We start from the raw sequence: 18,989 nt of genomic DNA, 5'->3' as shown, positions 1-18,989 counted from the left end.
TGGGTGCAGCAGCGATGTGCAAACGAGCCGTACGTCCTCTTGCAGAGAACGTGGTTTTATGTTGAGCCGTGGCATCGACCATCAAGGCTGCCGTGTACCGCCTGGTTCAAGAAAGTAAGCGCCGTGTCCTTGGAGGACGCCTACACGCCGGCGTCAGCAGGAGCTGCCAGGGTCGCACCAACCTTCTCCCGATTTGGGAGGACCCAGTTGGGACGCGGAAAGTGACAGGTGTACCCCTCTGGTCGTTTTTCGAGATAATCTTGATGCTCCGGCTCGGCTTCCCAGAATGCTCCGACGGGCTCTACTTCCGTCACGACCTTGGACTTCCAAAGGCCGGACGCATCCACGTCGGCTATGGTTTCATCGGCGACGTTCTTTTGATCGTCGTCGACGTAGTAGATCGCCGAACGATACGAGCTGCCAATATCACCACCTTGACGATTGGTCGTCGTAGGGTCGTGGATCTGAAAGAAATACTCGAGTATGCGCCGATAACTCGTTTTTGTCGGATCGAAGACGATCTCGATTCCTTCTGCATGATCACCATGGTTGCGATAGGTGGCGTTCGGAGTGTTCCCACCGGTATAACCGACGCGGGTCGAGACAACCCCAGGAAGCTTCCGGATCAAGTCCTGCATGCCCCAAAAGCATCCACCGGCAAGTACAGCGCGCTGATGCATGTTAGGCCTCCTCGACCTGGTCCAGATATTCGCCGTAGCCCTCGTTCTCCATGTCGTCGCGATGGATGAAGCGGAGCGACGCGGAGTTGATGCAATACCGCAAGCCACCGTCAGCGGCCGGCCCGCGCGGGAAAACATGACCGAGGTGGCTGTCGCCATAAGTCGATCGCACCTCGGTCCTGACCATCCCGTTGGAATTGTCTCGCAACTCGTTGATGTTTTCGGAAGCGATAGGTTTCGTAAAGCTCGGCCACCCGCAGCCCGACTCATACTTGTCGGTCGACGCGAAGAGGGGTTCGCCCGAGACGATGTCCACGTAGATGCCCGGATCCTTGTGGTCGTTGTACTCGCCTGTGAACGGGCGTTCGGTGCCCGCATCCTGGGTGACACGCCGCTGCTCGGCCGTGAGCCGGTCGATCGCTTTCTGAGATTGTCCGAACTGCATGTTGAACGTCCATTGCCTGATTTGAACTGACAGCGTCGTTGTCGGCTCCGAAGGTACTCAAGTTATCTTTTGTTATCGCAGTGCAGAGGTCTCTTTTCCAATGCGCCGCAGGTATAGTTTTAATAGCTGCGGCAACCCGCCGCTCTGCTCACTACCATGCGTAACTTGAGGCAGATTGTGCGATTTTCCGCATCTCTATCGGAGTAGTCGATCCCGAGACCGTCACAATCACCAGTTCGCGTTCCAAGGACAGGCCTTCGATAGGCCGTGTGACAAGCCCAGGTGCCGCGCCCGAATGCTCTGGCAGGATGCATATTGCATGGCCATCGGCGACGACGCGCTGCACCCAGTCTTCCCTCTCTGCTCGAAAGCGTGGCCGCATCACGATCTCTTGACGGGCAAAGTGCTCTTGGATCCTGTCCCGGAACTCGCACCGAAGGCGGTCGACGTAAGGAAACAAGGCTAAGTCTGCGGCACGTACGACATCGACGCTGGCGAGCGGATGCTGCGCAGCGCAGCCAAGCACGAAACGTTCCCGGAAGAGCGGACGCACGTCAAGCTTGACGTCAAGTTTCGGCTCACGCGGCAAGATGCAGGCGTGGTACTTGCCCGAAAGGATTTCTGCCGTGTCTTCGTCGGGTTGAAGAGCATGGATCTTGATCCAGACTGTTGGGTTTTCCTCCATTGCCCGCAGGAAGAACGACGTGAATGCATTTGGGCTCACCGAGGGCGCCACCGCAATGTCGAGAACGCATTGACTACCCCGGGCCCAACTATCCGAGTGCTGGCGCACGATCCTTAGGGAAAGCTGCACCTGCTTGAAATCCAGCTCGATCGCCTGCCCCAGCGCGGTCAGTCGGCTATTTTTGCCGTCGCGATAGATCAATGGCCCGCCAAGTTCTTCTTCCAAACGACGAATGGATCTGGTCAAGCTGGGCTGCGAGACGCCGCTCAATCGCGCTGCAGTGGTGAAATTTAGCGTCTCTGCTAAATTAACGAAGTACTCCACCTGATTGAGTTCCATAGCTTTGCAGCCCGTTCAAATAACAATGTTTCATCCCGCCACCACTTGGAATGCGCTCTCAGGCGGGCTCGGAATTATGTGTGCATAGCGCATATAGGTGATGGAAGGGCCGCTGTCTATGTGCATGGCGCATATATTTAAATATACTACCTTTGCGACTCAATTACTGAATAGCTCCGGTTCTTCTATGCCGCGAAGTGGCCGCCCTTGATTGACGGTCTAGTGTCCATCTCCGCGAGCGAAGGTGCGCGCCTCCGTACCCTTGACCAATCGTCTATGCGGTTCGTCTACGTAAACCTAGGTATGATAGGTTGGGGATGCGGATGATCCCGCGTCGCGAATTCCCAGAAACTGCGCATTATTTCCCCATGCAGATGACTTTACGTGGTCAATATTGCTCACTCATGGCTGGTTTCCGGCTCTCGTTCCGGGGCCCCAGCGCGCAGCGGGGCATGCGACGATCCATCCGGTCGCCCGGGATCAGCGGAATCAAAAGCCGACCGGGCCTGAACCACCGCTTGAACTCGCCGCCAATAGCAGCCATTCGGCTGCGCGAGCGTTAGGGTGCACCGATCTCTGTGCAGCGAAAGCTACGATTCTAGTTTCCTGTCCGATCGTCGTGCTGCGCGATTGCCCTTGCGAGAGAACCTATCAGGTGATCCTGATCCACGGGTTTTGTAAGAAAACACATTGCCCCGTCCTTTAGCGCTCGGGCGCGGACCCTATCCTCGAGAACGGCCGTGATGAAGATGAACGGCATCCGGTTGCCCTGGGCCCGAAGCCAGGATTGGAGCTCGATCCCACTGGTTCCCGGCATCCGCACATCGGCGATCACGCACCAGGACTGCGTCAGTTGCACCGACTGCAGAAAAGCTTCCGCAGAGGGAAACGCATGAACCGCGTATCCGAGGGAGCGCACAAGATTGCTGATGGCGGTGCGGACAGAAGCATCGTCGTCAATGACCGAGATCACCGGAACTTCAACCAAATCGATCAATCCTGGATACTGAGCGAAGCAAGATATTTCGCGCCAAGATTGCGCCATGATGTGCTTCGACGCACTCATACTAACGTTTTGGTTTACGAATTTGTCCTGTCGATTCCGAGTGCCTCTGCCATCCTGACCAAGTCCGCCACCGATCGCGCCTCCATCCTCCTCATCATATGTCCCCGATGGATTTTCACCGTGATTTCGCTGACATCCAGCCTGGCTGCAATTTGCTTGTTCATCAGTCCGGACGTGACGAAGGAGAACAACTCGCTCTGCCGCGGCGTCAGCGCTTGATGACGCTGCCGCAGCGCGGAGGCGGCCTGCACGCCGGCTCGCCTGCTACCGTCCTGCGCAAGCGCCCGAGTCACGGCATCCAGCATGTCCTGATCGCGGAACGGCTTGGGCAGGAAATCGATGGCTCCCGCCTTCATAGCCCGCACGGTCATGGGAATATCGCCGTGTCCGGTCATGAAGATGATGGGAATATGGTTTCCGGCTTTGGCCAGTGCATCCTGAAATTCCAGGCCGCTGACGCCCGGCAGGCGAATGTCCAGTACCAGGCAACTGGCCACGTCCGGCAGCTTGCTGTCCAGCAGCGCGGACGCCGAACTAAACACCTTCACCGCCAGTTTCATCGAACGGAACAGGTAGGTCAGCGCCACACGCATCGACTCGTCATCGTCCACTACGAGTACGACTTGCTGCGGATCGGTCTTGTTGTTCATGATCGATTACCAGTCCGACCGACACGGCACCGCCTACAGCACGCCCCCTTGCCGGGTCGGTGTCTACCGCCAAAACGAACCATATGGGAAATTCAATGGTCCATGCATGCCTAAACGGTGGGCAAGGCGAACTGGAACGTCGCCCCCGGCCCCCGGCCGTTGCCCGTCGCCCATAGGCGGCCGCCATGGACTTCGACAATGGAACGGCAGATCGACAGCCCCATGCCGAGACCGCCAGGCTTGGTGCTGAAGAACGCCTCAAAGACGCGATCCGCCGCGGCTTCATCCAGGCCGGCCCCGCAGTCTTTCACGGCCACAAGAATCCGGCTTGCCTCATCCGGACGGGATTGAATCACCAGGATGCGGGATCGGTCGGTCGCCTGCATCGCTTCGATGCCATTCATGACGAGGTTGATGATGACCTGCTGGATCTGAACGCGATCCGCCACGACCGCCGGCATTCCCGGCTGCAACTCCAGCCGCAGCTCGACATTCTGCGCGGTCAACTCACGCTGCAACAGTGCCGCCACCTCCTGGATGGCTACGTTGATGTCCAGCGGCAGCATCCGGGTATCCGCCTTTTTCATCAGACTACGGACTCGCTGAATGACATCAGCCGCACGATTTCCGTCTTTGACGATCCATTCTACGGCGCCGCGCACGTCATCCAGATCGGGATCGTCGTGATGAAGGAAGCGCAGGCACGCCTGCCCGTTGGCGACGATGGCCGCAAGCGGCTGATTAACCTCATGGGCAATGGTGGCGCTGATTTCGCCCAACGTCGCCACCCGGCTGGCATGGGCCAGCGCGGACTGGGCGGCGAGCAAGGCCTGCTGGGATTTTCGCGCGCCGGTGATATCCATGAGTGCGCCGACCACTCTTTCCTTGTCCGACCCGTAGGCCAGGCGGCGCGCGACCACACGGACATGCTTGATCTGTTCATCGGACATCAACAGCCGCACTTCGGAATCGAGTTCTCGCGATCCGTCGGAAGCGCTACTCAGTCCCTGCTGCATCAAATTGCGATCGTCAGGGTGTACGCGCTGCAGAATGAGGTCAATGGAGGGCCTGACGGCCCGGTCAAAGCCGAGGATCAAAAAGGTCTCATCGGACCAGAAATGCTCGTCTCCGGCCGTGTCCCATGCAAAGCTGCCGGTCCGGCTGAGCTTCTGCGCTTCGGCCAGATAGGCCTCGCTTCGCTGCAGGGCATTTTCCGCACGCTTCCGATCCTCGATATTGAAGCCGATGGAATACCATTTGACAATCTTTCCCTCCTCATTGCGCAGCGGCACGCGGCGTATGGAATACCATCGAAACATTCCATCGGCGCCGCGGATCGGCGCCTCGGTCGATAGCGGCTCGCCGCTTTGCAGGCAGGCGCGCCACAAAGCGCGCTCGGGATCGTCGGAATGGAACAGGCTATTGCCGCGGTCGCTGACAGCCTCCTTCAAGGTCATACCGACATAGTCGGTCCAGATCTTGTTGACATAGCTATGCACGCCATCCGGCCGATACGTGGAAACCATGGCGGGAATGCTATCAATCGTGAGCTGGAGTTCCCGCTGCGCTTCCGCAAGTTGCGCCTCGCTGCTACGCAGGGCGGTTTCGGCGCGCTTGATATATTCGATGTCGTAACCGACGCTGTACCAGGCGATCACGTCGCCACTCTCGTTGTGCAGTGGAACGCGGCGTAGGGAGTACCAGTAATATTCGCCGTCAGACCGCAATAGGCGTTGCTCCGTTTCGAACGCTTCGCCCGTCTCCACATGATGCCGCCACGCACGATCGATTCTTGCCCGATCATCGGGGTGAGCGTTGAGGATGCCGCGATCCTCAAACATCTCCTGCGAGCGCCCGGTATACGTGCGCCATGTCTGATTGACAAATTCGTTCTCGCCGCTGGGACTGTAACGCGCCACCAGCACCGGAATCGTATCGACCGTCACCCTCAGTATTTCTTCCGCCCGACGCGCCCGCTCCTCGGCGAGCTTTAACTCGGCATTTTCGTCGCGCAACGTTTCATTGGCCTGTTCGAGGTGCAGCAGAGCGGCCTTTTGCTCGTCGCGCACCCGCTTCAGCGCATCGGCCGACCGGCGCTGCGCCGCACTTAGAGCAACAACAAACAATGCACCAACGGCGAATACAGCTAGTTGTAAAACATCTTTCAGCGGCGCCGCAAACGAATAGAACGGCGGCAAAAAGTAGTAATCGAAAGCCAGAATGGTGAGCACGGTGGCAACAATGCCCGGAGCGGTGCCGCTGAACCACGCCACAAACATGATGCCGCAGAAGAACAGCGAGGCCGCTGGCGCAAAGCCGGAAATGCGATGAAACACGAGCCCGGCGATCACTGCTGTTCCAACCGCTACGACGGCAACTGCATAGTCGAGAGCCATCCGCCCCCGGCGTCGCCACGACACAGCGGACGTTTTCATCTTCTGTCTCCCTCAGGAAAGTGCCGGGCACCTCGAGACGGTGCGCCCCCCAGCATAGAGGACGCCCCCGTCTCTGAAAGCAAGGACGCCATCCTATCCGAACGTGAAGGCGTAGGCGTGGACGCCCGGATCAAGGGATTCTGACCTCGAACGTATGCTCGCCCACCGGGCCCGCCTACCGCTCCAGCTGATACAGCCGGTCTGCCCGCAGGCTTCCCCGGTCGTCGGCATCCACGTCGCAGCCGTGGCTTGCCCCGGGGACGACGCCGTCGATGATGATCTGACAGCGTCGCTGTCGGAGCCGGAGGTACGCGAGTCATCTTTGGTTATCGCGACGCAGAGATTTCTTTTCCAATGCGCCGCAGGTATCGTTTTAATAGCAACGGAAACGTCGCCGCTGTTTTCTTCACTACCACGCGTAACGTGAGGCAAGTTGTGCGATCTTTCGCATCTCGATCGGAGTAGTCGATCCGGAGACCGTCACAATCACCAGTTCGCGCTCCAAGGACAGGCCTTCGATAGGCCGTGTGACAAGCCCTGGTACCGCGCCCGAGTGCTCCGGCAAGATGCATATTGCATGGCCATCGGCGACGACGCGCTGCACCCAGTCTTCCCTCTCTGCCCGAAAGCGTGGCCGCATCAGGATCTCTTGACGGAAAAAGTGCTCCTGGATCCGGTCCCTGAACTCGCACCGGAGGCGGTCGACGTAAGGAAACGAGGCCAGGTCTGCGGCACGCACGACATCGACGCTGGCGAGCGGATGCTGCGCAGCGCAGCCAAGCACGAAACGTTCCCGGAAGAGCGGACGTACGTCAAGCTTCGCATCAGGTTTCGGCTCACGCGGCAAGATGCAGGCGTGGTACTTGCCCGAAAGGATTTCTGCCGTGTATTCGTTGGATTGAAGAGCATGAATCTTGATCCAGACCGTTGGGTTCTCCTCCAATGCGCGCTGGAAGAAAGATGTGAATGCATTTGGGCTTACCGAGGGCGCCACCGCGATGTCGAGAACGCATTGACTACCAAGGGCCCAATCATGCGAGCGCTGGCGCACGTTCCTTAATGCAAGCTGCACCTGCTTGAAATCTTTCTCGATCTCCTGCCCCAGCGCGGTCAGTCGGCTATTTTTGCCATCGCGATAGATCAATGGCCCGCCAAGCTCTTCTTCCAGACGACGAATGGCTCTGGTCAAGCTGGGTTGCGAGACGCCGCTCAATCGCGCTGCAGTAGTGAAATTTAGCGTTTCCGCCAAATTGATGAAGTACTCCACTTGATTGAGTTCCATAGCTTTGGCCCGATTAAATCACGATGTTTCCCGCTACCACTTGGAAAGCGCTGTCGCGCCGACCTATGATGTGTGCGTGGCGCATATAGTTGGTAAGTCGAGGCCTGTCTATATGCACGATGCATATTTATCTATAGGTATCTTAATACCTCATCGGTTCATGTGTCTGGATCACCTGGAACATCAGTGCTCGGTTGCCTTTCAAGCCGGCCGCGGCGAATTGCGTAGAATTAATTCAGTGCTTGTTCGATCTGGACCTTCAGCACCCGCTCGAAATTTTCGGGCGTCACGGGGCCCACGAGCTTGTAGACAATGTTGCCGTCTCGCCCGACGATGAACGTTTCCGGCACGCCGTAAACACCCCACTCGATTGCAGCGCGGCCGTTGCGGTCGGCGCCGACAATATGAAACGGATTGCCATGACCGCCTAGGAAGCGAAGAGCGCTATCGGACGAGTCCTTGTAATTGATGCCGATGAGCTGCAGGCGCTTGTCTTTGCCAAGTTCGTTTAGCAGGGGCGCCTCTTCGCGACATGGCACGCACCATGAAGCCCAGACGTTGACGACGCTGACATTCCCTTTGAAGTCGAACGGATGGAGCCCGGGCACCTGCACGCCATCTCGCTGCAGGTTTGGAAGCGCAGGCAAAGCCGTTTGTGGGACCGGTCGTCCGATCAGTGCGGAGGGTAATCGCGAGGAATCGCCGCCATGAAGTCGAACCAAGAATAGCAGGGCTATCACCGCAAACACGACCAGCGGCAGCGCAAAGAGCCAGCGCCGAGCGCGCGGGGTTTCAGTTGCTACGATCATCGGGGCTCTGTCGTACCGTTCGAGCGCCGGGCGATGCCGTTGGCTTCGAGAGCGCGCAATCGGGCCTTCTGGCTCCGGTAGTCGTATGCAATCCAACCGATCAAGTTCAACACTATTGCGGCGGCAAGCGCGTAGGACATCACGATGAAATAAGCGTAGGGGCCAAGCATCATGACGTCACATTGCGCCGGTTCCGGAAGCCATCTGCTTGCGCGGAAAGGCATCCGTGTCATTCGTGGAATTTTGGCGGCTGGCCTGCATCATTTGAAGGCTGCGCACCCGCCGCCGCAAGATCTCATTGCGCATGGCCGCCAAATGCAGCGTCACGAACAGCGCCGAAAAGCCCGCAGCCATGATGAGCAGGGGGATTAGGAACGCATGATCCATGGAAGGGCCGCCGGCCCGTACCACTGATGCGCCCTGATGTATCGTATTCCACCAGTTGACCGAGAATTTGATGATCGGGATATTGATGGCACCGACCAGCGTAAGCATCGCGGCTGCACGACCCGCGCGCGATGGATCCTCGACGGCGCGCCATAGTGCGATCAAGCCGAGGTACATCAGGAACAGCAGCAGGACGGATGTGAGCCGCGCGTCCCATTCCCAATAGGTGCCCCACATCGGCCGACCCCACAGCGAGCCGGTTACCAGCGCCAAGAATGTGAAGGAGGCGCCGAGAGGCGCAGCGGCCTTTGCCGCGACATCGGCCAGCGGATGCCGCCATACCAGCGTGCCCAACGAAGCCACAGTCATTACGCCCCAGACGAACATCGACAGCCAAGCGTTGGGGACGTGGATGAACATAATCTTAACGGTCGCGCCCTGCTGATAATCGTCAGGCGCCAGTGCGGCGAGATAGAGCCCGGTCGTCAGCAGCAAGACGGTCGTAGCCACCAGCCATGGCAGCGCACGCGTCACAAACGCAAGGAACCGTGTTGGATTGGCGAGATCGATCAACGCCATGGTGTTTGCGCCGGACTATCAGAGTTACGCATTCTCAATTTGTGTGCACCTATGTTGAAGTTTATACTCGACGCAGCCGGTCGGGTGTACCGACACACCGTGCTGTGCTCTCGACGCGATCCCACTCCAGCGCTTACTTAAGACGCGGCAGAGTTGAGTGATCGCGATGCAAACCTGGTTTTCCCGCGTATGGGGGATGCCCTTTGGCCAAAGCGGGGATCGACGCATCGAATCCAACTCTCCTTCAAAGCCTCTACAAGATGGAACATGTCTTCATCCGAATGCGCAGGGCTTGGCGTTAGGCGTAGCCGCTCCGTTCCACGTGGCACCGTGGGATAATTGATTGGCTGAACATAAATGGCGTGGCGGCGCAGCAGGTTTTCACTGATATTCTGACAAGCGGCGGCGTCACCGACCATGAGTGGAATGATATGGCTGGGCGACGGCAAGATTGGCAGACCCACGTCTGCGAGCAGCCCTTTCAAGCGGGTCACGCGATCCTGGTGCCGCGATCGGATCGCCGGAGAATTTTTAACAATCTCGATGCTGGCTCGTGCTCCAGCCGCTATGGCGGGCGGAAGAGCCGTGGTGAAGATGAAGCCTGGCGCGAAGCTTCGGAGGAAGTCGACCAGCACGTGGGAACCGGCCACATAGCCGCCCATTAGTCCAAAGGCCTTACCCAACGTCCCTTGAATTGCCGTCAAGCGGTGAGCCAGGTTGTCCCGTTCCGAGATGCCCCCGCCGCGTGCGCCATAGAGCCCGACCGCATGCACTTCGTCGAGATATGTCATCGCGCCGTGACGCTCGGCCACGTCGCAGAGCGCTCCGATCGGAGCAATATCCCCGTCCATCGAATAAACCGACTCGAAGGCGACCAGCTTCGGCCGGTCCGGATCGGCCTTTCTCAGCAATCGGTCCAGGTCCTCCGGATCGTTATGTCGAAAGATATGCTTCTCAGCGCCACTGTGCCGGATTCCTGCAATCATGGACGCATGGTTCAGCGCGTCCGAGAAGATCATGCAGTTGGGGATTTCGCGGCCGATCGTTCCTAACGCCGCTTCGTTCGCCACATATCCCGACGTGAAGACCAACGCGGCTTCCGTTCCGTGCAGATCGGCAAGATCAGCCTCCAACAGGACGTGATGGTGGGTCGTACCGGAGATGTTGCGGGTGCCGCCCGCCCCGGCACCGTTATCCTGAATTGCCCGCTGCATCGACGTCAGCACTTCTGGATGTTGCCCCATGCCCAGGTAGTCATTGGAGCACCAGATTGTCACCTCGGAACTGAGACGATGTTCCAGGGCGCGCGGAAAGTCGCCGGCGCGGCGCCCTAGTTCGGCAAACACACGGTATCGCCCCTCCGCCTTCAACGTGTCGAGGCGCGTCGCAAAGAATTCTTCGGTCCATTCCGAAGCATTGCGAAGAATGGGAGAGGCCAAGCTCTGATCGCGAACACCGCTCTGCGTCATATTATCCCGGTATCCTAGCGACTAACTAATCGGCGCGGCAGACCGCAATTGTGACGGAGCGCCACTCGGCAGACTGGATCGCTGAAATGGAAAAACTGGATCTTGTCTTTCCGAGCGCGCTCCGCCGGAGCGTCTCGACGAACAAAATCCAGGAATGGGGATTACAGGATCTTGCCTCGTCGAGTGCGCTCTGTAGGCAACGCCTAGAATCCTGCGAGACCTTGCGGACTATTGTAGGGGATCAGGCTTCGACCAACCTCCGTCAGTTTGCCGCTCCTCTTATCGAGGTGGTAACTGACGAGAACCGAGGCATTCGCAAAAATCTGATAGAAATATCGATCGTCCGGAGCCAGCCAACTATCGCTAGGTCCGCTACTGACAAGGCCGTTCACAGCGCGGAAGGTACCGTCACCCGGTATTGCGATATTCGCCGGATCCTTCAGGATGCTCAAACGGCCTTCTTCGAGCTGATAGGTCGAAACCGTTCCGTAGCCGAAGTTGGTCGCCAGCACGACCGAGTTATCGGAGGTCACCTGCAGCCAGCAGAGCTCTGACGGCTTGCCTTGCGACGTGTCAATCGCCACCAATGGACCGTTGGTCACGCGCCCCTCGCGATCGATACGACTCACCACAACACCGTCACCTACGGCAACGCCGTTTAGGAAGACGTCGTTGCTTCCGTTTAGAAAGCCAATGTAGAACGGCCCCGCACCACCTGCATCGACGAACGCAGCGTCGCCGAGCGTGCCGTTTTCGCGCACAGGGAACACAACGAGCCCGTCCGGGTCGGGCGCATTCGCTACGATAAGGTTCGCCGAACCGTCCGGGTTCACGGCCGGACGCGCATCGAACAAAATATCGACGAGCAGAAACTTCCCGTCCGGCGACAACACGACTTGCGTCGATACGCGATCCGTCTTCGCCGCAGTGTTCACCGTGTGCTGCTCGGGACGCAGTGTCAGCTTGCCATCATCGGCCACGGTATAGGAACGTAGATGATTGGGGCCGAAGGCATGGAGTACGAATAGCGTACGACATTTCGGGCTATACGCGAGAGATTTGGCCGTTCCACTGCGCCCGGTTACGGGCTCGCCTGTCGATTGACGATCGATTAAAGTCAACCTGCCGTTTGGAGCCACAGAAAAGCTCGTCACGCTGTTGTCGCCGCCGTTGGTCGTAAACAGAAGGGTTTCGCGTTCGGCGAGGATAACGCTACTCGCACCCTCGAATGCGTTAGGCGCGCTTTCTTGCCCGCTGATTGGCTTAAACACACCCGAACCGGCCCCGCCGGTCTCGATGCGCTCGATGAGTTCGATCGTGCCGTCGGCGTCGCGCCGATAGTGAACGATCGCGTTGCGGACCTCATTGGTCTGCATGTAGAGATGTTTCTCGGACGCATCTCGCCCGGGCGTCGCTTTTGATTCCATCATATCGTTCCTTCTAGCTTGCCGCTTCTGTCGACACGGATCATCCCTCCTCCGCCCGCGCGGAGGTTCGATGTTGCTGAATCGTTCTGCTTATCGCCTTAGTGGAGGATAACCGTTAGTGTAGATCCAGTCCGACGCCTGTGCGGGCACGTGACAGGACTGGCAGTCCGTCGCGTAGTCGGTGGATGTAGTCTTCAGGGGGTCTGATGCATCGAACCAGGCCCAGCCCCAGCCATCACCCCAGAGTTTGTTCCCCGGATACCGTCCGACGCTGTCTTTCACCATAAGAAACCAGCCCTTGAGACGGTGGGCGGTACTCACAGATCCCGTTGTCATTTCGCTGGTCGTTGCCTCGTAGACTTCCTTCACTAGAACGGTGCCATCGGCGAAGCGCCCGTCTTTTCGAAACGAAACGATGCCTCCGGGCGAGGCATAGACCACGTGCATCTCCTTTGAACCCGGAGTACCGTCAGCTGCGACCGCCCAAGTCCCCAACATTTGATAGGTCGTTTGATATTCGGAAGGCACGCGCATGCTTCCTTTCTCGTCAACGACCGCCGCAGTGGCGCCGGCGTAGTGCGTGTCCGCGCTTAGTCGTCCGTAGGCGGTAACAGCACCAATGGTGACCAAGCCGACGAAGGCAACTTTCATGGCACTAAAAAATCTCATCGTGCTGTTACCTATTTCCTAGTGGCGAACAAAGTAGCGTGGGCCGTGGACGTTACTTGTCCAGAAGCGGATAGAACTGGGTCCAGACCTGGTCCTTCTTCGCGCTCGCCTCGTGGCAATAGCCGCAATCGGATGTAGCCTGCAGCTTGGCCGTCTTCGCCTTCGGTTCATGGTGATTGAAGTTGTAGTAACCCCAACCGCTAGGATATCTCTTGGAGTCCTTGACCGTAACGTCCGCGCCGTTGAACTTCCCGGGGAAGTACCCCCGCCCCGACGGCTCGGTGCGCGACCCATCCGGATTCTCGGCCGGGAGCGTCAACTGCAGCTCCTTGAAGAAGATCGTCTGTTCCGGGAACACATTTGTCTTCTTGTAGATTTCGTAAGAAACTGGCTCGATGTAGACGTTGTGAAATTCGGGAAAGCCGGCCTTGCCGCCGTTGAGCGCATGGGGAGTTAGCGGCGAGCCGACGTATACCCACTCGCTGAAATTCTTTGGCAAAATCAATTCACCCGAAGCGGTGTACTCCGGAAGATAGCGCGTTCGCGTGATCGTGTTATCTTCTTTGGACTTCGACTGGGCGAATACGGCCGTTGCAGCAGCCATGCTGACAGCCGCTCCAACGATCAAAAGACCAATGCGCACACTTTTCTTTTCCATGACTGTTCTCCACGACGTTGAGTTATGCCCGTCCAGGCCCCCTTTGGTGTGGATCGGTTAATGCAGCACCAGAGGTACTACCTTATTGCATCGCGCAATGAAGTTTTCCAATGCACTGCCGGTATAGTTTCAATAGCAACGATATGCCTGCATGCGATCGTCGGCTGAAAGTCGCGGCCGCGAAAGGCTGTGGCTGGCAAGCTAAGCGCCCCTGAAGCACCGACTCCGGCAAGGAGACGGCGGCTCCTTTCCAAGCGGCACCATGATGCCGGTCGCGAAGCTATGAAAACTATACCGGGTGAGTATTGGACAAGTCATCCAAGCTTGCGGATAGCGCCGGTGAATACGTCGTGAGATCCGACTCGGAGGACGTACCTACCCCTGATGATTGCGGTTGGACCAGAGAAGCAAGCGACGGGCGATCGCGATCGCCCCATTCCTGAACTCGCCAATTCAGCGTTGCGAACGATCGGCGCTCCGAGAGACGTGCCAGGCCGGTCCCATGACTGCCTCACTCATCCTCGCAGCAATCCTGGACCTCGTTCCGGGTCGAACTGCCGCCTATCTGCCGATGACGACAGCGATCTCAATCGGCTCGTTGCACGTGGGGAGATATTGCGTAAGCAGGCCGACACCGGCGAACCAGCGATGCCGGCTGCGGTGCAACCCCCCTGAGGTTTCCACAATAGCAAATCAGCGGCAGGCTTTTGCGAGTTGGCAGCCGCAATCTGGGGACATGGCCCGAACCAACCCATTATCGGCTTGAATCTATGTCCCACGCATATATAAAGCGGGTATGAATGCACCTCGAAACCGCAACATCTTCGGCGCGTTTGCGCTCTTGATCAGCGACGATATCGTTCGTGTCACCTCGTCACATGCGCCCGAGGCGGGCCCGACCGCCTCGACGCTTGCGCTTCTCGCCCATGAGCCTGGGCTTTCCATACGGACGCTTGCGATTGGTGTCGGCCTCTCGCATGCCGGAACGGTGCGTCTGGTCGATCGGCTTGTGGCCGACGGTCTCGTAGAACGTCGAGGCCATGCCACTGATGGACGGACACGATCGCTTTATCTTACGGCAACCGGGCGGAGAGCGAGCAGGAAGGTCCTGGATGCAAGGGACCGGATCATCGCAGAGGGTTTATCCAGTCTCAGCAATGAAGAACTGGCGACATTAACTGCGATATCTGAACGCGTTCTGCGCGCGCGCCTGAAGAGTCCCGAGCAGATGTATAGGATTTGCCGCCTCTGTGGCCACGACGCTTGCGCCGACTGTCCCATCGACGCCGAACTGCGTCAGCTCGAATCCTGATCGCCGCCTCGACCGCGCAGCCCGGAGCACAGAATAGGTTGCGAGTGCATCCGGATCGATGGTGTGTTCTCGCGTGACGACGACGAACGCTTACATCATGGGATATTTCACGAGGTCAGATCTGCCGGCCATCGCCGCCGGCAATGGCTTGACAGTCGTCAGGCTGGTAGCTGGAACCCGATTTTCTTGAGTGCCTCGACGCACGCATCCTGATCCTGCTGATAGGTGCCTCCGGAGATGCCGATCCCGCCGATCAACTTCCCGTCCTCCAAGATCGGATAGCCGCCGCCGACAGCGACCATCCGGGGGCGATAGGCCAGCGGCGCCACTTTTGGATCGTTGGTCACATAGTCGTTCCAGACATGGGTCGGGAATCCAAACGAGGCGGAACTCCAAGCCTTATCGACGGCAACATCAACGGTGAGAAACGGCGCGTCATCGGTGCGCTCGAACGCGCGCAGGTAACCGGTGGCGTCGACGACGGCGACGGCAGCTGGGATGCCAATTGCACGGGCCGCGGTGATCGCCGCGTCGATGAGGGCGACTGCGGTTTCGCGGTTGATCGAGGCGGTAACAATTGATTTGGTCATGGGATTTCCGTTCGTGAGGATGGGAATAGACGTTTGGCGGTGGCGGTCATCAGAAGCCTTCGAGGACGATTTTGCCTCTTGCCGCGCCACTTTCGATCAGCGCATGCACCGTCTTCAGATTGGCGGCATTGATCGGCGACAGTCGCCGGGTCAGCGTCGTGACGACTTTGCCGTCGTCAACCAGCACGGCCAGCGCATCGAGGATCTTGCCCTGCTCATCCATGTCGGGCGTGCCGTAGATCGACCGTGTGAACATCAGCTCGTGGTGGATCGACACCGCTTTGCGCTTGAACAGCATGACATCGAATCCCTTGGGATCGTCGATGAATACGAACCGTCCTTGCGGGGCGATCAGTTCGGCGATGTCGGCGACATGCTGCTCGGTATGCGTGGTCGAAAAGACGAAAGCGGGAGCGCCGATGCCGAGTTCGGCGATCTGTGCCGCGAGCGGCCGAGAATGGTCGATGACGTGGTGAGCGCCGAGCCCCCTCACCCACTCCTGGGTTTCCGGTCGAGAGGCGGTGGCGATGACGGTAAGGTCCGTGCGCTGTCGGGCGATCTGGACGGCGATCGACCCGACCCCGCCCGCGCCACCGATGATGAGGATCGCCGGCGCCGCACCGGGGACGGGCTTCGCCACGTCCAGGCGGTCGAACATCGCCTCCCAGGCCGTCAACCCCGTCAGCGGCAGCGCCGCCGCTTCCGCCCAGTCGAGCGACGCGGGTTTGCGACCGACGATCCGGGCGTCGACGAGATGGAACTGCGCATTGGTGCCGGGCCGTGTGATCGATCCAGCATAATAGACCTCGTCGCCTGACTCGAACTGCGTCACGTCGGGGCCGACCTCGCGCACGATCCCGGCGGCATCCCATCCCAGCACCTTCCAATCGCCGTCGGCGGGCGGTGTGCCGTTGCGGATCTTATAGTCGACCGGGTTGACCGAGACGGCCTTCACCTCAACCAGGATATCGAATCCCGCAGCGACAGGCCGAGGCAGATCGATGTCGACCAGCGCGGCATCCTCGGCGATGGGTCCCGGAACCTTGTACCCAACGGCTTTCATCAGTGTCTCCAGCTGTGTGTCGCTCGGATGAGCTGTCAGGACGCAAATCATGCCCGCTTCAGCTCGTTCGCAAGCCAGTCTGCATCAAGGTGGAAATCGGAAAACACTATTCGGTTATCCGCATTGATAACGGTGAACCAGGGTGTGCCGCGGCTTTGATAGTCCTCCATGAATGACGGATACGCGGCGTCTGTCGAAGGCACATCGTGACCGAAGGCGATGGAAAGCCCATATTTTCTCTGGTTCAAACTCAGTTTCTCGAGCGTGTTCTCATCGGCTCCTTCGAAAACCGTCTGTATCGCAGCGAAGCCAATCCCCGTTGGGGCCAGGATGCTGTAAAACCGCTGCAAAGTGGGAAAGCCGTGTGAATGACAACCCGAACACCAGTGCTGAAACGCGAACAGGATCTTCACGCCCGTACCGAGATCCGAGAGCTTCAACGGCGTGTCGAGCGCCTCGCCATTCCCGCCAATCCATCGCCGCACCCGCAGCTCTGGCGCCCGTCGCCCGATCATGCCCATCTCAAACTCCTTCATTGATACGTAAATGGAGCTCGGACGAAAAGTCACCGGAACCGAACGCGATTTTCAAGATCTTCTTCAAAGCCAAATGCCACGGCTAAGCAACACGGTTCGCTCTTCGTTCAAGTCCGTGTCCCGAAACAACATGAGAGCTCATGTTCCGCGGACATCTATGAAGGCTGATTTCGGCCATATCCAATAGCCGGGTGATATAGTTTCGATAGTCATGCTGGCGGGCAGCCGCCTTGACCGTCGGAACTTCCAGAATCTGCTGACTTGCTACGTAAAGCATGCTTCGGTTTCCTCCCGCGGTTGCAATCCAACCCGCCGGGGCTTCGGATCCAAACTTATCCTTGCGGGGTTGGCCGGAACGGGCGGCGTTGACCTCCGCTATCGAAATATCCGAACTTGCTGGGGACCCGAAAGCATCTATGCATGTCTCGGCACAAGCAGGGTTCATTGGTGACGGAGTGCAACTACACCTCGCAGAAGCATTCAACGGATAACTATTAATGGCCATCTCGCCTGACAGCCTTCTTGGCCGCCTTACACATGCAACCGTGCGCAACGGAGAACTTGTCTGGATCGGTGTGAGGCCGGGCCGGCGCGAGGCGTTGCGGCCGATTTCATCCGCGCTGTTCGTTGCTGGGCGCGGGATCGAGGGCGATCATTACGCCAGCCCGGACGGCCGGCGTCAGGTCACGCTCATCGCCGCCGAAGACCTGGTCGCGATTGCTTCGTTTCTGGGTGAAACTGAGGTGGCACCGGAACGATTACGTCGAAATCTCGTCACAAGTGGCATAAACCTTGTCGCCTTGAAAGGTCGACGATTTCGCGTCGGCAGGGTTCTTCTGGAAGGTACGGGTGACTGCGCGCCGTGCAGTCGTATGGAACAGGAGTTCGGATCGGGTGGCTACAACGCGGTTCGCGGCCACGGAGGTCTGACCGCACTCGTTCTTGAGGGAGGCGAGGTGCATGTAGGAGATGGAATTTTCCCGGTCGCTTGATCGCTGGAGCGTCCGGGCCGGCTGGGCCTTCTGCAGCGGGGCCCGCTGGTGTCCAAGGCAATGGAGCGCCACACCTCGGAACTCGGACGCCTGAATCACTGACTGGGGGCGGCCGCGGTGTTCTCTCAGCCATGTGGGCTACTTGCACACCCGGAATTGAAGATCGCATCGATACCAGACGGTCGAATTCCGCTGTGGTACGCGAGCCGAGCGAGTCCGCGGTCCCGCACCAGGCCAAGCTTTCCGGGCAACCCCAGGTGAACGCCACTCTTAGCCGAGGCTGCAGCCGTCCAGAAGACTTCGCCGAATCGGTGCCTAACCCGCCGAGGTCCGGGGAGGACGCGCAGCGGATCTCGCCGCTGCCCCAGAAACAGTACCAATCCCCAAGAAAAATGCCGCGCCTGCTGTCATGATGCGGACCCAGGCGGTACGGTGGGGCCCATGCCACCGTCAGAATTCGACAAGAGGTTCCCAAACCGCGACTCTGCGGTCGCATTATTGTTGGCTTCTACCGTCAAGCGGCTACGCGAGGCCAAGGGCTGGACGCAAGGCAAGCTCGCCGACGAAATGGGTCTCCAGCAGCCCGCGATAAGCGTGCTCGAGAACGGCCGCGCCAATCCGACGCTCGCCTTTCTGGAAGCGCTCGCAGCCACTCTCGGAGTAACTTTCGCCGAGCTTTTCCAAACTCCATCAAAGTCCGGACGAACAAAGAAGAAATGAGGACGGCTCCGCCTCCTCCTCCATCCATTGGCCGCATATCAAGCGCTGCCTTCGCCACGAAAAAGACAGCCATCATTGGATGACTGTTGACATCGGGCGTGGGAATACCCACCTCCCCGAGCCCGATATTACCGAGAGCTCAGCGAGTCATGGAATCCACCATATTGCGCGCCCCTTCCCTGTAAAGGGCGCCCCT

20 protein-coding genes are annotated in these 18,989 nt (G+C 58.7%); 3 read left to right on the top strand and 17 right to left on the bottom strand.

Annotation, left to right across the window (positions count from 1 at the left end):
* Positions 1 to 140: 140 nt before the first annotated feature.
* From msrA to JQ507_14630, 14 genes are all read right to left on the bottom strand, one after another.
* On the bottom strand, positions 141 to 680 hold the full coding sequence (gene msrA, locus JQ507_14695) for a peptide-methionine (S)-S-oxide reductase MsrA (protein QRI72634.1): 540 nt from the start codon (positions 678 to 680) through the stop codon (positions 141 to 143).
* Position 681: 1 nt separating this feature from the next.
* On the bottom strand, positions 682 to 1,125 hold the full coding sequence (msrB, locus tag JQ507_14690; protein ID QRI72633.1) for a peptide-methionine (R)-S-oxide reductase MsrB: 444 nt from the start codon (positions 1,123 to 1,125) through the stop codon (positions 682 to 684).
* A 151-nt stretch (positions 1,126 to 1,276) separates the two neighbouring features.
* Positions 1,277 to 2,149, bottom strand: a complete 873-nt coding sequence (locus tag JQ507_14685; protein ID QRI72632.1) for a LysR family transcriptional regulator — start codon at positions 2,147 to 2,149, stop codon at positions 1,277 to 1,279.
* Positions 2,150 to 2,747: 598 nt separating this feature from the next.
* Complete coding sequence (locus JQ507_14680; GenBank protein ID QRI73340.1) at positions 2,748 to 3,122, bottom strand: response regulator; 375 nt, start codon at positions 3,120 to 3,122, stop codon at positions 2,748 to 2,750.
* A gap of 107 nt (positions 3,123 to 3,229) precedes the next feature.
* Entirely contained in the window at positions 3,230 to 3,865 is a 636-nt protein-coding gene (locus JQ507_14675; GenBank protein ID QRI72631.1) for a response regulator transcription factor, read from the bottom strand.
* A 110-nt stretch (positions 3,866 to 3,975) separates the two neighbouring features.
* Positions 3,976 to 6,300, bottom strand: a complete 2,325-nt coding sequence (locus JQ507_14670) for a PAS domain-containing protein (GenBank protein QRI72630.1) — start codon at positions 6,298 to 6,300, stop codon at positions 3,976 to 3,978.
* A 409-nt stretch (positions 6,301 to 6,709) separates the two neighbouring features.
* A complete protein-coding gene (locus JQ507_14665) occupies positions 6,710 to 7,582 on the bottom strand; it encodes a LysR family transcriptional regulator (protein ID QRI72629.1) in 873 nt (290 codons plus the stop codon).
* A gap of 230 nt (positions 7,583 to 7,812) precedes the next feature.
* A complete protein-coding gene (locus JQ507_14660; GenBank protein QRI72628.1) occupies positions 7,813 to 8,391 on the bottom strand; it encodes a DsbE family thiol:disulfide interchange protein in 579 nt (192 codons plus the stop codon).
* Entirely contained in the window at positions 8,388 to 8,564 is a 177-nt protein-coding gene (ccmD, locus tag JQ507_14655) for a heme exporter protein CcmD (protein ID QRI72627.1), read from the bottom strand. Before ccmD ends, JQ507_14660 begins: the two co-directional genes overlap by 4 nt.
* Positions 8,565 to 8,568: 4 nt before the next feature.
* A complete protein-coding gene (locus JQ507_14650; protein QRI72626.1) occupies positions 8,569 to 9,357 on the bottom strand; it encodes a heme ABC transporter permease in 789 nt (262 codons plus the stop codon).
* 137 nt (positions 9,358 to 9,494) lie between these two features.
* Complete coding sequence (gene hemA / locus JQ507_14645; protein QRI72625.1) at positions 9,495 to 10,826, bottom strand: 5-aminolevulinate synthase; 1,332 nt, start codon at positions 10,824 to 10,826, stop codon at positions 9,495 to 9,497.
* 203 nt (positions 10,827 to 11,029) lie between these two features.
* A complete protein-coding gene (locus JQ507_14640; protein ID QRI72624.1) occupies positions 11,030 to 12,256 on the bottom strand; it encodes a beta-propeller fold lactonase family protein in 1,227 nt (408 codons plus the stop codon).
* An 87-nt stretch (positions 12,257 to 12,343) separates the two neighbouring features.
* The gene (locus tag JQ507_14635; protein QRI72623.1) at positions 12,344 to 12,904 is read right to left on the bottom strand and encodes a cytochrome P460 family protein; all 561 of its coding nucleotides are present in this window, start codon (positions 12,902 to 12,904) and stop codon (positions 12,344 to 12,346) included.
* Positions 12,905 to 12,974: 70 nt separating this feature from the next.
* Entirely contained in the window at positions 12,975 to 13,526 is a 552-nt protein-coding gene (locus tag JQ507_14630) for a cytochrome P460 family protein (GenBank protein QRI73339.1), read from the bottom strand.
* Positions 13,527 to 14,421: 895 nt separating this feature from the next.
* On the opposite strand from JQ507_14630, the gene JQ507_14625 reads away from it, so the two are divergent.
* Entirely contained in the window at positions 14,422 to 14,892 is a 471-nt protein-coding gene (locus JQ507_14625; GenBank protein ID QRI73338.1) for a MarR family transcriptional regulator, read from the top strand.
* Between the two features lie 158 nt (positions 14,893 to 15,050).
* Here the strand turns inward: JQ507_14625 and JQ507_14620 are convergent, their stop codons facing one another.
* From JQ507_14620 to JQ507_14610, 3 genes are read right to left on the bottom strand one after another with little or no spacing between them, the layout of a single operon-like run.
* Positions 15,051 to 15,482, bottom strand: a complete 432-nt coding sequence (locus JQ507_14620) for a heme-binding protein (protein QRI72622.1) — start codon at positions 15,480 to 15,482, stop codon at positions 15,051 to 15,053.
* Positions 15,483 to 15,531: 49 nt separating this feature from the next.
* Positions 15,532 to 16,545 (bottom strand): zinc-binding alcohol dehydrogenase family protein, encoded by a 1,014-nt coding sequence (locus JQ507_14615; GenBank protein ID QRI72621.1) that lies wholly within the window; start codon positions 16,543 to 16,545, stop codon positions 15,532 to 15,534.
* A 47-nt stretch (positions 16,546 to 16,592) separates the two neighbouring features.
* Positions 16,593 to 16,874 carry a hypothetical protein gene (locus JQ507_14610; GenBank protein QRI73337.1) on the bottom strand — a complete coding sequence of 94 codons (282 nt, stop codon included), beginning with the start codon at positions 16,872 to 16,874 and terminating at the stop codon, positions 16,593 to 16,595.
* 704 nt (positions 16,875 to 17,578) lie between these two features.
* Here JQ507_14610 and JQ507_14605 point away from each other — a divergent pair.
* Positions 17,579 to 18,073 carry an MOSC domain-containing protein gene (locus JQ507_14605; GenBank protein QRI72620.1) on the top strand — a complete coding sequence of 165 codons (495 nt, stop codon included), beginning with the start codon at positions 17,579 to 17,581 and terminating at the stop codon, positions 18,071 to 18,073.
* A 441-nt stretch (positions 18,074 to 18,514) separates the two neighbouring features.
* Entirely contained in the window at positions 18,515 to 18,793 is a 279-nt protein-coding gene (locus JQ507_14600) for a helix-turn-helix transcriptional regulator (protein ID QRI72619.1), read from the top strand.
* Positions 18,794 to 18,989 lie beyond the last annotated feature (196 nt).

The sequence above is a fragment of the Bradyrhizobium sp. PSBB068 genome, from assembly GCA_016839165.1.
Taxonomy (GTDB): Bacteria; Pseudomonadota; Alphaproteobacteria; order Rhizobiales; family Xanthobacteraceae; genus Bradyrhizobium.
The sequence above is the reverse complement of the archived record's forward strand: the minus strand, read 5'-3'. Positions and strand labels throughout refer to the sequence as shown.

Coding starts and splice junctions, on each gene's coding strand:
- msrA (QRI72634.1), bottom strand. CDS start 680: ATGCATCAGCGCGCTGTACTTGCCGGTGGATGCTTTTGGGGCATGCAG.
- msrB (QRI72633.1), bottom strand. CDS start 1,125: ATGCAGTTCGGACAATCTCAGAAAGCGATCGACCGGCTCACGGCCGAG.
- JQ507_14685 (QRI72632.1), bottom strand. CDS start 2,149: ATGGAACTCAATCAGGTGGAGTACTTCGTTAATTTAGCAGAGACGCTA.
- JQ507_14675 (QRI72631.1), bottom strand. CDS start 3,865: ATGAACAACAAGACCGATCCGCAGCAAGTCGTACTCGTAGTGGACGAT.
- JQ507_14670 (QRI72630.1), bottom strand. CDS start 6,300: ATGAAAACGTCCGCTGTGTCGTGGCGACGCCGGGGGCGGATGGCTCTC.
- JQ507_14665 (QRI72629.1), bottom strand. CDS start 7,582: ATGGAACTCAATCAAGTGGAGTACTTCATCAATTTGGCGGAAACGCTA.
- JQ507_14660 (QRI72628.1), bottom strand. CDS start 8,391: ATGATCGTAGCAACTGAAACCCCGCGCGCTCGGCGCTGGCTCTTTGCG.
- ccmD (QRI72627.1), bottom strand. CDS start 8,564: ATGATGCTTGGCCCCTACGCTTATTTCATCGTGATGTCCTACGCGCTT.
- JQ507_14650 (QRI72626.1), bottom strand. CDS start 9,357: ATGGCGTTGATCGATCTCGCCAATCCAACACGGTTCCTTGCGTTTGTG.
- hemA (QRI72625.1), bottom strand. CDS start 10,826: ATGACGCAGAGCGGTGTTCGCGATCAGAGCTTGGCCTCTCCCATTCTT.
- JQ507_14640 (QRI72624.1), bottom strand. CDS start 12,256: ATGATGGAATCAAAAGCGACGCCCGGGCGAGATGCGTCCGAGAAACAT.
- JQ507_14635 (QRI72623.1), bottom strand. CDS start 12,904: ATGAAAGTTGCCTTCGTCGGCTTGGTCACCATTGGTGCTGTTACCGCC.
- JQ507_14630 (QRI73339.1), bottom strand. CDS start 13,526: ATGGCTGCTGCAACGGCCGTATTCGCCCAGTCGAAGTCCAAAGAAGAT.
- JQ507_14620 (QRI72622.1), bottom strand. CDS start 15,482: ATGACCAAATCAATTGTTACCGCCTCGATCAACCGCGAAACCGCAGTC.
- JQ507_14615 (QRI72621.1), bottom strand. CDS start 16,545: ATGAAAGCCGTTGGGTACAAGGTTCCGGGACCCATCGCCGAGGATGCC.
- JQ507_14605 (QRI72620.1), top strand. CDS start 17,579: ATGGCCATCTCGCCTGACAGCCTTCTTGGCCGCCTTACACATGCAACC.
- JQ507_14600 (QRI72619.1), top strand. CDS start 18,515: ATGCCACCGTCAGAATTCGACAAGAGGTTCCCAAACCGCGACTCTGCG.